Origin of the sequence: Microbacterium bovistercoris (assembly GCF_003387575.1) — a bacterium.
Classification (GTDB): domain Bacteria; phylum Actinomycetota; class Actinomycetes; order Actinomycetales; family Microbacteriaceae; genus Microbacterium; species Microbacterium bovistercoris.
Window position 1 is genome coordinate 173,207 of the sequence record NZ_QUAB01000045.1, and the last position, 10,322, is coordinate 183,528.

At 69.4% G+C, this 10,322-nt stretch carries 13 protein-coding genes and 1 tRNA gene; 9 read left to right on the forward strand and 5 right to left on the reverse strand.

Going from position 1 to position 10,322, the window contains the following annotated elements:
- Positions 1–53: 53 nt before the first annotated feature.
- Entirely contained in the window at positions 54–1,283 is a 1,230-nt protein-coding gene (locus DY023_RS13205; RefSeq protein ID WP_116242796.1) for an MFS transporter, read from the reverse strand.
- Between the two features lie 148 nt (positions 1,284–1,431).
- On the opposite strand from DY023_RS13205, the gene DY023_RS13210 reads away from it, so the two are divergent.
- The gene (locus tag DY023_RS13210) at positions 1,432–1,710 is read left to right on the forward strand and encodes a hypothetical protein (RefSeq protein ID WP_116242797.1); all 279 of its coding nucleotides are present in this window, start codon (positions 1,432–1,434) and stop codon (positions 1,708–1,710) included.
- A gap of 3 nt (positions 1,711–1,713) precedes the next feature.
- On the opposite strand, the gene DY023_RS13215 is transcribed toward DY023_RS13210, so the two are convergent.
- From DY023_RS13215 to DY023_RS13225, 3 genes are read right to left on the reverse strand one after another with little or no spacing between them, the layout of a single operon-like run.
- Entirely contained in the window at positions 1,714–2,892 is a 1,179-nt protein-coding gene (locus DY023_RS13215; protein ID WP_116242798.1) for an acetyl-CoA C-acetyltransferase, read from the reverse strand.
- Positions 2,889–3,542 (reverse strand): CoA transferase subunit B, encoded by a 654-nt coding sequence (locus tag DY023_RS13220; RefSeq protein ID WP_181905848.1) that lies wholly within the window; start codon positions 3,540–3,542, stop codon positions 2,889–2,891. Before DY023_RS13220 ends, DY023_RS13215 begins: the two co-directional genes overlap by 4 nt.
- A 1-nt stretch (position 3,543) precedes the next feature.
- Complete coding sequence (locus DY023_RS13225; protein ID WP_116242799.1) at positions 3,544–4,314, reverse strand: CoA transferase subunit A; 771 nt, start codon at positions 4,312–4,314, stop codon at positions 3,544–3,546.
- A gap of 106 nt (positions 4,315–4,420) precedes the next feature.
- On the opposite strand from DY023_RS13225, the gene DY023_RS13230 reads away from it, so the two are divergent.
- Genes DY023_RS13230 through DY023_RS13245 form a run of 4 tightly spaced genes read left to right on the forward strand, consistent with a single transcriptional unit; the run spans position 4,421 to position 7,424 of the window.
- Positions 4,421–5,215, forward strand: a complete 795-nt coding sequence (locus tag DY023_RS13230) for an IclR family transcriptional regulator (RefSeq protein WP_181905849.1) — start codon at positions 4,421–4,423, stop codon at positions 5,213–5,215.
- 38 nt (positions 5,216–5,253) lie between these two features.
- Positions 5,254–5,685, forward strand: a complete 432-nt coding sequence (locus DY023_RS13235; protein WP_116242800.1) for a MarR family winged helix-turn-helix transcriptional regulator — start codon at positions 5,254–5,256, stop codon at positions 5,683–5,685.
- Positions 5,682–6,905, forward strand: a complete 1,224-nt coding sequence (locus DY023_RS13240; protein ID WP_116242801.1) for an MFS transporter — start codon at positions 5,682–5,684, stop codon at positions 6,903–6,905. Before DY023_RS13235 ends, DY023_RS13240 begins: the two co-directional genes overlap by 4 nt.
- A 36-nt stretch (positions 6,906–6,941) precedes the next feature.
- Entirely contained in the window at positions 6,942–7,424 is a 483-nt protein-coding gene (locus DY023_RS13245) for a YbaK/EbsC family protein (RefSeq protein ID WP_245958701.1), read from the forward strand.
- Between the two features lie 2 nt (positions 7,425–7,426).
- On the opposite strand, the gene DY023_RS13250 is transcribed toward DY023_RS13245, so the two are convergent.
- Entirely contained in the window at positions 7,427–7,918 is a 492-nt protein-coding gene (locus DY023_RS13250) for a hypothetical protein (protein WP_116242802.1), read from the reverse strand.
- A 116-nt stretch (positions 7,919–8,034) separates the two neighbouring features.
- On the opposite strand from DY023_RS13250, the gene DY023_RS13255 reads away from it, so the two are divergent.
- From DY023_RS13255 to DY023_RS13270, 4 genes are all read left to right on the forward strand, one after another.
- On the forward strand, positions 8,035–8,604 hold the full coding sequence (locus DY023_RS13255; RefSeq protein ID WP_181905850.1) for a histidine phosphatase family protein: 570 nt from the start codon (positions 8,035–8,037) through the stop codon (positions 8,602–8,604).
- A gap of 95 nt (positions 8,605–8,699) precedes the next feature.
- Positions 8,700–8,772, forward strand: a tRNA-Lys gene (locus DY023_RS13260).
- Positions 8,773–8,860: 88 nt separating this feature from the next.
- On the forward strand, positions 8,861–9,667 hold the full coding sequence (locus DY023_RS13265) for an inositol monophosphatase family protein (RefSeq protein WP_245958702.1): 807 nt from the start codon (positions 8,861–8,863) through the stop codon (positions 9,665–9,667).
- A gap of 45 nt (positions 9,668–9,712) precedes the next feature.
- A complete protein-coding gene (locus DY023_RS13270) occupies positions 9,713–10,282 on the forward strand; it encodes a hypothetical protein (RefSeq protein WP_116242805.1) in 570 nt (189 codons plus the stop codon).
- Positions 10,283–10,322 lie beyond the last annotated feature (40 nt).

Sequence of the window (10,322 nt, forward strand, 5' to 3'; positions counted from 1 at the left end):
GGATCCTCCCGTCCTGTCGCCGACGAGGGCGACCTCCCTAACAGGTCTACAGGCTATCGAGCGAGACGGCGCGGGGAGTTCAGCACGTGGTTGACCACGCCGGCGACGACCACGATGGCCGCGGCGAGGATCGGCAGGTACAGCGCGACGCTCGTCCCCACGCTCTCGGCCAGCCGGCCGGTGACCGCCGCTCCGAGGGACTGTCCGACGATGATCGAGGAGCCGAGCATGGTCATGACCGTCGCCGAGCGGCCGGCGGGGGTGTGCGCGGCGCCGAAGCTGTACTGCGTCACGAGGGTCGGGCCGATGCCGATGCCCATCAGTCCCAGCGCCAGGCTCATGGTCGGCACATCGTGGACGACGAACAGCAGGAGGGTGCCCGCGAACAGGATCCCGGAGAACACCAGCCACCGGTTCCGCAGGCTGAAGCTCGGCGGCAGGAAGGCGACGCCGAGGGCGAGCACGGCCGAGCCGACGCCCATCACGCCGTACAGGAGCCCGGCCTGCTCGGGGTGGCCGCGGTCCTCCATGAAGCTCGTCAGTGCCGTGAGCATCGTTCCGAAGAACAGTCCGACACCGAACATGCCCACGACGACCACGAGCAGACGCGCGCGGAACAGCTCGCGCACGGGCGCCACGGCCGCGCCATCGGCCTTCCGCGCCGCGGAGATGTGCGCACCACTCGGATGCAGCGCGAACGCGCCGACGAACAGGACCGTGAGCGCGGCGCCGATCACCAGCGGTGCCCACGGCGCGATCAGCGAGGCGAGCACGCCGACGAGGAACGGGCCGAACACGAACACGGTCTCGTCCGCAGCGGACTCGTAGGCCATCGTCCCGCCGATCACCTTCGGCTGGCGCGAGCGCGGCATGTTCTCAGTGATCATCGTGACGAGCCGGGAGCGCGACATCGGAGCGACCTGCGGAGCGGTCGCTCCGATCGCGAATGCGGCGATCAGCATCACGGCGTCCGGTGCCGTGCTGTATACGGCGAGAGTGAACAGCACGAGTGCCGCAGCATTCGCGACCGCGATGATCAGCAGCACCGGGCGCTGTCCGAAACGGTCGGCAGCAGCACCGAGCAGCGGGCCGATGCAGGCCGTGCCGAGACCGACGGCCGCCGAGGTGAGCCCGCCCAGCGAGATGGAGCCGCGGGCGGAGACCGCCAGGGTGAGCACGCCGACGACCATCATGGCGAACGGCAGCCGCGCGATGAACGCGATGACGAAGTACGGAAGGCCTGCCAGGCGGATCAGGCTCGGTGAGGAGGTGGTCTGTGTCATGGCTCTCGCGCGCCGGATCGGCGCGGGGTCGGGTGCCGCCGCTATCCGTCGGGGTGCCGACGGCCGGAAGATACACAGCTGGCGGATGCGTGGCATCCACCAGCCATTCTACCGGGCGCGACTTGCGGGAAACCGCTAGCGTGGATCCATGCGCTACCTGTTCAGCACCGGCCTGTTCGCCGCGATCTCCGCAGGGATCTCGCTGCTGCGCGGCACCCGCGATGCGCCCATCACCTGGCGGGCACTGCTCGCCTGGGCGAGCTGGGCCATCACCCTCGCCTTCGCCATCGGCGCCGTCGTCGACATGCGCCGCGACGAGCGCGGCGTCGCCGTCGCGGTCGACTCCCCCCTCGCCCCCGTCCAGGCGAAGCGGGCCAGGAAGCAGGCGAAGCTGATCGAGAAGACCGCGAAGGCGACGAAGCGCTGATCGTCAGCGGGTGAGAATGAGCGCCTCGCCCTGACCGCCGCCGCCGCACAGGCCGACGGCGACCGTGCCGGATCCGCGGCGGACCAGTTCGTGCGCCATGTGCGCGACGAGCCGGTTGCCACTGGCACCGATCGGATGCCCGATCGCGATGCCCCCGCCGTGGACGTTGACGATGTCCTCGCTGAGGCCCAGTTCTTCCTGCGATCGCGCGACCACGGCACCGAAGGCCTCGTTGATCTCGACGAGATCGAGATCCGAGGGCGAGATGCCCTGCTTCTCGCAGGCACGTCGGATCGCCCGCGCCGGCTGCGCCTGCAGCGAATTGTCCGGACCGGCGGTCTGGCCGCTCGCGCCGACGACGGCGAGCATCGGCCATCCCTTGGCCTCGGCGTTCTCCCGGGTGGTGAGGATCACCGAGGATGCACCGTCGGAGATCTGCGAGGAGTTGCCCGCGGTGATCGTGCCGCCCTCCGCGAAGGCGGGACGCAGCTTCGCGAGCGTCTCCATCGTCGTCTCGGGTCGCACGCCCTCGTCGCGCGTGAGCACGAGAGGGTCGCCCTTGCGCTGCGGCACCTCGACGGCGACGATCTCGGCGTCGAAGACGCCGGCCTCCGCCGCTGCGGCGGCGCGCTGGTGCGAGAGCTCGGCGACGCGGTCCTGGGTCTCGCGGGTCTGCTCGTAACGCGGGTTCTGCCGCTCGGTGGACGCCCCCATGCTCTCCCTGTCGTAGACGTCGGTGAGGCCGTCGTACGCCATGTGGTCGAGCACCTCGACGGTGCCGTAGGTCCAGCCGTCGCGCGAGCCCATGAGCAGGTGCGGCGCCCTGGTCATCGACTCCATCCCGGCGGTGACGACCGTGGTCGCGTCGCCGAGCCGGATCATACGGGCGGCGTCGATGATCGCGGTGAGCCCGGAGAGGCAGACCTTGTTCACCGAACTCGCCGGAACGTCCCAGCCGATCCCCGCACCGATGGCGGCCTGGCGGGCGGGGTTCTGTCCCGAGCCTGCCGGCAGTACCTGGCCGACGATGACGGCGTCGACCTCGGAAGGGTCGATGCCGCCCTGCGTCAGTGCACCCTTGATCGCGAGCGAGCCGAGCTGCGGCGCGGTGAAGGCCGCCAGCTGGCCCTTGAGCCGCCCCTGCGGCGTGCGCGCGGCGGCGACGATGACGATGTCGCTCATGAGTTCTCCTTCAGTGCTTCTGAGACGATCAGTCCGGGTTCCGTGGCCTCGATCACTTCCGCCACGGAGACGCCGGGCGCGGTCTCCACCAGCACCAGCCCGGCATCCGTGACATCGATCACCGCGAGGTCGGTGATGATGCGGTGCACCACGCCGCGTCCGGTGAGCGGCAGCGAGCAGTCGTTCACGATCTTGGCGCTGCCGTCCTTGGCCACGTGCTCCATCAGCACGATCACGCGTCCGGCGCCGTGCACGAGGTCCATGGCGCCGCCCGGTCCCTTGACCATCTTGCCGGGGATCATCCAGTTGGCGAGGTCACCGCGGGCCGACACCTGCATGGCGCCGAGGATCGCGGCGTCGATCTTGCCTCCGCGGATCATGCCGAAGCTCGTCGCGGAGTCGAAGTACGCCGCACCTGGCAGCGTCGTGACGGTCTCCTTCCCGGCGTTGATGAGGTCGGGGTCGACGTGCTCCTCCGTCGGATACGGACCGACGCCGAGGATGCCGTTCTCGGACTGCAGCACGACCGTGACATCCTCTGGCACGTAGTTGGGCACCAGGGTGGGCAGGCCGATGCCGAGGTTCACGTACGCACCGTCCTGCAGTTCGCGCGCAGCGCGGGCGGCCATCTCATTGCGGGTGAGCGCCATGTCAGTTCGCCTCCGTGATCGTGCGCCGTTCGATGCGCTTCTCGATGCCGGTGCCGACCTCCACGACGCGGTGCACGTAGATGCCGGGCAGGTGGATGCAGTCGGGGTCGAGCTCGCCTGGCTCGACGAGTTCCTCGACCTGCGCGATGCAGATGCGACCGGCCTGCGCGGCGAGCGGGTTGAAGTTGCGCGCCGCCTTGTTGAAGATCAGGTTCCCGTGCCGGTCTCCGCGCCAGGCGTGCACGAGGGCGAAGTCGGTGACGATCGACTCCTCGAGCACGTAGTCGCGCGGCGTTCCGGCGAGTGAGAAGCTGCGCACCTCCTTGACCGGGGACTCGATCGCGATGCCGCCATCGCCGTCGTAACGGCGGGGCAGGCCGCCCTCCGCCACCTGGGTGCCGACGCCGGTCTGGGTGAAGAACGCCGCGATGCCCGCGCCGCCTGCGCGCAGCTTCTCGGCCAGTGTGCCCTGAGGCGTGAGCTCCAGCTCGAGCTCGCCCGAGAGGAACTGCCGCTCGAACTCCTTGTTCTCGCCGACGTACGACGAGGTCATCTTGCGAATTCGCCGCGCGCCCAGCAGGATGCCGAGCCCCCAGTCGTCCACGCCGCAGTTGTTGCTGACGATGCTGAGATCGCGGGTGCCCTGCGCGTGCAGGGCCTCGATGAGCTTCATCGGATTGCCGGACAGGCCGAATCCGCCGACGGCCAACGACGCTCCGTCGGGGATGTCGGCGACCGCCTCTGCGGCCGATGCCCATTGCTTGTCGATCACGCGTCACTCCTTCGTGATGGGGTACCCCTCCAGCATCCGCCCGCGGAGGGCGGTGCGCCAACCGGATGCTTGCGATGTGGTCGCGGCGAGGACTAGCGTCCACATTATGGAATCCTTGTCCACGGCCAGACGCACTGTGCCGGGTGCGCAGGCGATCGCCCGCGCGTCGCGCCTGCTGCGACTTGTCACCGCCGCGGCCGACGGCGCCTCACTGCAGGCGCTCGCCAGAGACGCCGACCTCAGCCGGTCGACCGCGCACCGCCTGCTGAGCGCCCTGCAGGCGGAGGGCCTGGTCGACCAGGACCGCGCGACCGCACTCTGGATGCCCGGCCCCGAGCTGTATCTGATGGGCACCGTCGCCGCGGCGCGCTACGACGTGACCGAACTCGCGCGCGACATCGTACGATCTCTCGCCGTCAAGACAGAGGAGAGCGCCTTCCTCTCGGTCAGGCGCGCCGACGAGACGGTCTGCCTGCTGCGCGAGGAGGGGTCGTTCCCGATCCGGTCCTTCGTCCTCAGCGAGGGTGTCCGCTTTCCACTCGGCGTGGCCAGCGCCGGCCTCGCGATCCTCTCGTTCCTGCCTGACCACGATGTGGATGCCTACCTGGACCGGCATCCGGAGCTGCCGGAGAGGTGGGGGCGCACTCACGCGCAACGCCCTCTGCGCGCCCGGCTCTCCGAGACCAAGGCGCGCGGCTACTCCGTCAACCCCGGACTGATCGTGGAGGGATCGTGGGGAATGGGCGCTGCGGTCTTCGACCGCGACGGCCGCCCGGAGTGGGCGCTCAGCCTGACCGGCGTCGAGTTCCGGTTCGGACCGGATCGGCTCCCCCAGCTCGGCCGCACTCTGCTCGCCCACGCGCACCAGCTCTCCTCGCGGATCGCGGGTTCGCGGCGCTGACAACCCTAATCCATACCATTAGATATATACTTCTTGGTATGGATCGAGACGAGATCATTCCGACGCTGGTGCTGTCGTCGTACGCACTGGGCCGGATCGCTGCACAGGATGCGCGCAACGACGCGCCAGCCGCGCAGTGGCGAGTGCTCAGCCTGCTCGACGAGTCCCCCGCGCAGCGCGTCGGGACCCTCGCTGCGGCCGCCCGCACCACGCAGCCCGGAATGACCCGACTGATCGGTGATCTGGAGCGCGCGGGGCTCGTCGTGCGGACTCCAGACCCCGACGACTCGCGGGCGACGCTCGTGACCATCACCGCGGACGGGCGCCAGGCGATCCACGCCTGGCGCAAGGAGTTCCGCGCCACGCTCGCACCGCGTTTCGCGGGGTTGGGCGACGAGGACTGGGAAGTCCTCGCCCGCGCGGCGCAGATCCTGCACGACCACAGCAGAGAGACAGGAGACGCAGTATGAGCACGACGACGGGATCGGTCTGGAGACAGCCCGCACAGGTTTGGGCGGTGGCGTTCGCCTGCGTCGTGGCGTTCATGGGCATCGGCCTCGTCGACCCGATCCTGCCGGCCATCGCCGAGTCGCTGAAGGCGACGCCGGTCGAGACCGAGCTGCTCTTCACCAGTTACCTTCTCGTCACCGGTCTCGCGATGCTCATCACCAGCTGGGTGTCCAGTCGCATCGGTGCAAAGGCGACCCTGCTCACCGGTCTCGGCCTCATCGTCGTGTTCGCCCTGCTCTGCGCGACCAGCGGCAGCGTCGAGGCCGTGATCGGATTCCGCGCCGGCTGGGGTCTCGGAAACGCGCTGTTCATCTCCACCGCCCTCGCGAGCATCGTGGGCGCGGCGTCCGGCGGCAGTGCTGCGGCGATCGTCCTCTACGAGGCTGCACTGGGCCTCGGCATCGCCGTCGGACCGCTCCTGGGAGGCCTGCTCGGTGAAGTGAGCTGGCGCGGCCCGTTCTTCGGCGTCGTCGTGCTGATGGCCATCGGCTTCATCGCCGTGCTCACCCTGGTGCGCGACAAGGGCGGGAAGCGCGAACCCGTGCCGTTCTCCGCGCCGTTCACCGCGCTCGGCCGGCCGGCGCTCGCGATCCTGGCCGTCGCCGCCCTGTTCTACAACATCGGATTCTTCGTGCTGCTGGCGTTCTCGCCGTTCCCGCTCGGATTCGGTGCGATGGGCATCGGCTTCACGTTCTTCGGCTGGGGCGTGGCCCTCGCCGTCACCAGCGTCTGGGTCGCTCCGGTGCTGATGCGCCGGATGCGTCGCACCACGATCATCCTCACCGTGCTGCCGCTGCTCGCGATCGATCTGGTCGTCGCCGGCCTGGTCGTGGCCGACGCGATGTGGCTCGTCGTGTGCATCATCGTCGGCGGCCTGCTGCTCGGCATCATGAACACCGTGCTCACCGAGGCGGTCATGGAGGCGACGGATCTGCCCCGCTCCGTGGCCTCCTCGTCGTACTCGGCCGTGCGTTTCCTCGGCGGCGCGGCCGCCCCGCCGCTCGCCGCCCTGCTCTGGCACCACTACAACGCCACAGTGCCGTATCTGTTCGCCGCCGCCTCGGTTCTGCTCGCCGCCCTCACGGTGCTGCTCGGCCGCAAGGTGCTCGCACACATCGACGACGAGAGCGAAGGTGCCGGCGAGGACGCCGAGGCTATCCTCGTGGGAGATGCGGCCTGATCCGCCGCTCCCCCGACCCGAGGAGACGATGACGTCGTGGCCGCCGAGCAGACGCTTCCCCCGCGCAGCCGCATTGTGGCCGAGCACCTCGCCGCCGCCGGCGTCGACACCGCGGTCGTCGTGCTGCCCGACTCGGCGCGCACGGCGGCCGAAGCCGCCCGGGCGGTGGGCTGCGAGGTCGGCGCCATCGCGAACAGCCTCGTGCTCACGGCGGACGGCACACCCCTCCTGGTGATGACCAGCGGCGCGCACAGGGTCGACTTCGGCGTGTTGAGCACCGCTCTCGGCGCCACCGAGGTCGCCATGGCCCCCGCCGCTCTCGTGCGCGAGGTCACCGGTCAGGCGATCGGCGGCGTGGCCCCTGTGGGGCACCCCGCACCGCTGCGCACGTTCATCGATGAGGATCTGCAGAAGCACGAGCAGATCTGGGCGGCGGCGGGCACTCCGCACTCCGTCATGCCACTGACCTTCGAGCAGTTGCGCACACTCACCGGCGGCGCACTGGTGCGGGTGGCGTAGCGCTACTCCACCATGAGGTCGTCGATCTCCAGGTCGTCATCGAGCAGGCAGTACACGGTCATGTCCGGGAAGTTGTCGGTGGCCACGTAGAGCAGTGTCACGCCGCCGTCACCGAAGACGACGACGCCGTCCAGGGTGATGTCATCGGCGAGGTCGGCGAGCAGGTCGTCGAGATCGGATTCGTCGTCCTCCGCGGCGGCCTCTGCGAGTGCACGCACGACATCGCGCTCGATACCGTTCAGGATCTCCTCGGTGAGCCGCGCGAGTGCGTGTTCCGCGGTGGACTGCATCTCGTCGAGATCGGGGAGGTTCTCCGGGTCGACCCCGCCGCCGCCGTCGTCATCATCCTGATCGTCAAGGTCGTCGTCCTCCTCGTCGAGGTCGAAGTCGTCGTCGAAGTCGTACTGCACCGTGACGCGCCGCCCGCCGGGAAGGTCGGCCATCGCCGTGAGCGCGCCGTCCTCGTCGGTGTCGATCTCGTCGAGCTCGATCATGAGAGCCTCCTCGTGAAGGCCATGATCCCACCAGGATGCGCGGGACGGAAGAGCCGCAGCGGTGAACGGCCGGCGAAACGATGCGACCGTCACAGATCCTCTGGAAGACTGCTCGAATGGACCGGATCCTTCTCGTGCGTCACGCCCAGGCCCACGGCCATGATGACGCCGACCCCGCGCTGAGCACGGTCGGCGAGCAGCAGGCCGCCCTGCTGGCGGAGCGACTCGCCGACGAGCCGATCGTCAGGGTTCTCAGCAGCCCTCGGCGACGCGCGCAGCAGACGTCGACTGCCATCGCCGAGCGTGCGGGCCTGCGGGCGGAGGTCGCGTCTCTCCTCGACGATCGCACCCCGATGCCCTCCGCGGGGCGCTGGAGCGACTATCCGGAGCACCGTTGGGGATGGCTTCGGGAGACGCCAGCGGAGGAGCAGGACGAGGACGGCGTCGAGCTGCGCTCTGCCTGGACACGGCTCAACGGGATGCTCGGCGAGGACGGCCCCGCCGGCGGCACTCTCCTGATCGTGACGCACGCATTCGTCATCGGCAGCTTCGTCGCCTCCGCGCTCTCCGCGCCCCCGTCAGCATGGATGCTGCTCCCCATCGGGAACGCGTCGATCACCGAGATGCAGCGCAGATCGAACGGGGAAATCGCCGTTGTGCGCGTCAACGACTCCGGGCACCTCTGAGCACGAGGCGACGACGCGCCCGGGAGTGCGGCGCGGATTTGTCCGCGACCCCCGGCTCCTGGTAACGTAATTCCTCGTTGCCGGACAAGCAATACGCACCTCTAGCTCAATCGGCAGAGCAACTGACTCTTAATCAGTGGGTTCTGGGTTCAAGTCCCAGGGGGTGCACCGAATACCCCGTCTCATCAGGTTCTTGATGAGACGGGGTTTCTCGTTGTCACGTCGTTCTCACACGTCCGCCCACTATCCTGTGAACGTGACCCCCTCCCCCGCGAACAGCTCCCTCGACGCCGATCTCGAGCTCGCCCTGCGGCTCGCCGATGCGGCGGATGCGCAGTCGCTGCCGCGATTCGACGCGGCGGATCTCGAGGTGTCACTCAAGGCCGACCGGTCGCATGTCACGGACGCGGATCTCGCCACCGAGCGCGCCATCCGCGACCTCCTTGCGGCCGAGCGCCCCGACGACGGGATCCTCGGCGAGGAGTTCGGCGCCGGCGGTGACACGCACCGGCAGTGGATCATCGATCCCATCGACGGCACCGCGAACTTCCTGCGGGGCGTGCCCCTGTGGGGCACGATGATCTCACTGGCGATCGGCGGCGTACCCACGGTGGGTGTCGTCAGCATGCCGGCCCTCGGACGCCGCTGGTGGGGCGTGGTCGGCCGCGGCGCGTGGACCAACGGCGACGGCGGCTACCGTCCGATCCAGGTGTCGCAGGCGGCATCCCTCGACGAGGCGAGCGTGAGCTTCCAGAGCATCACCCAGTGGGCCGATGCCGGACATCTGCCCGAACTGCTGGCCCTGGCCGAACGCGTCTGGCGTGACCGCGCCTACGGCGACGTGTACAGCTACATGCTGCTCGCCGAGGGACGCCTCGAGATGGTCGCCGAGTTCGACGTCAAGGAGTACGACATCGCCGCGGCCGTCGCGATCGTCCGCGCCGCGGGCGGCCGATTCACCGCGTTCGACGGGTCCGACTCGATCACGGACCGCTCCGCCCTCGCCACCAACGGCGTCCTGCACGACGCCGTCCTCGAACTCACTCGCAGCGCTGCGAGCTGACCAACTCGGCGATGCCCCCGCATCCCGACCGACCGACAAGAGACGATGATCCCCCGCATCCCCCTCGCCGCCACCGGCGTCCTCGCCCTCGCCCTCGCGATCACCGCCTGCGCCCCCGCTCCCGAACCGGCCCCGACGAAGACCACGACGGCGGAGAAGCCCGTCGAGGCTCCGCCCGCGACCGCCGCAGCAGAGGAGCCCGATCCCGCACCGACCAAGGGCGCAGACCCGACCTGCGACACGATCATCTCCGCCGGCACGGTGAAGGCGCTGAAGGACCAGGGCTGGTCCGCAGAGCCCACCGACTTCACTCTCGGCGAGCTCGTCCTCGAGGGCGGCATCATGTGCAGCTGGGCGGACTACTCCGCCGCCTCGGATCACGGTCAGCAGTACGGCTGGGCACCCATCGACGCGGAGACGGCTGCGGATGCGCAGTCGAAGATGCTCGCGGAGGGCTGGCAGCGCGTCGACGGCGCCGAGGGCTTCATCACGGAGGATCCGAAGTACGCGTTCGCCACCGACGAGGACGGCTACGGCGTGACCTACGAGTTCGGCGACGGCTGGGTCAAGTACGCCGACACCAAGCAGGGCCTGCTCCTCGTGGACTGGAAGTGATCCTCCCCGGGACACGAAGAACGCGCGACGGCCTGCGGCC

Bases quoted from the DNA above. Each gene is read 5' to 3' on its own strand.
- DY023_RS13205 (WP_116242796.1), bottom strand. From the start codon at position 1,283: ATGACACAGACCACCTCCTCACCGAGCCTGATCCGCCTGGCAGGCCTT.
- DY023_RS13210 (WP_116242797.1), top strand. From the start codon at position 1,432: ATGCGCTACCTGTTCAGCACCGGCCTGTTCGCCGCGATCTCCGCAGGG.
- DY023_RS13215 (WP_116242798.1), bottom strand. From the start codon at position 2,892: ATGAGCGACATCGTCATCGTCGCCGCCGCGCGCACGCCGCAGGGGCGG.
- DY023_RS13220 (WP_181905848.1), bottom strand. From the start codon at position 3,542: ATGGCGCTCACCCGCAATGAGATGGCCGCCCGCGCTGCGCGCGAACTG.
- DY023_RS13230 (WP_181905849.1), top strand. From the start codon at position 4,421: ATGGAATCCTTGTCCACGGCCAGACGCACTGTGCCGGGTGCGCAGGCG.
- DY023_RS13235 (WP_116242800.1), top strand. From the start codon at position 5,254: ATGGATCGAGACGAGATCATTCCGACGCTGGTGCTGTCGTCGTACGCA.
- DY023_RS13240 (WP_116242801.1), top strand. From the start codon at position 5,682: ATGAGCACGACGACGGGATCGGTCTGGAGACAGCCCGCACAGGTTTGG.
- DY023_RS13250 (WP_116242802.1), bottom strand. From the start codon at position 7,918: ATGATCGAGCTCGACGAGATCGACACCGACGAGGACGGCGCGCTCACG.
- DY023_RS13255 (WP_181905850.1), top strand. From the start codon at position 8,035: ATGGACCGGATCCTTCTCGTGCGTCACGCCCAGGCCCACGGCCATGAT.
- DY023_RS13270 (WP_116242805.1), top strand. From the start codon at position 9,713: ATGATCCCCCGCATCCCCCTCGCCGCCACCGGCGTCCTCGCCCTCGCC.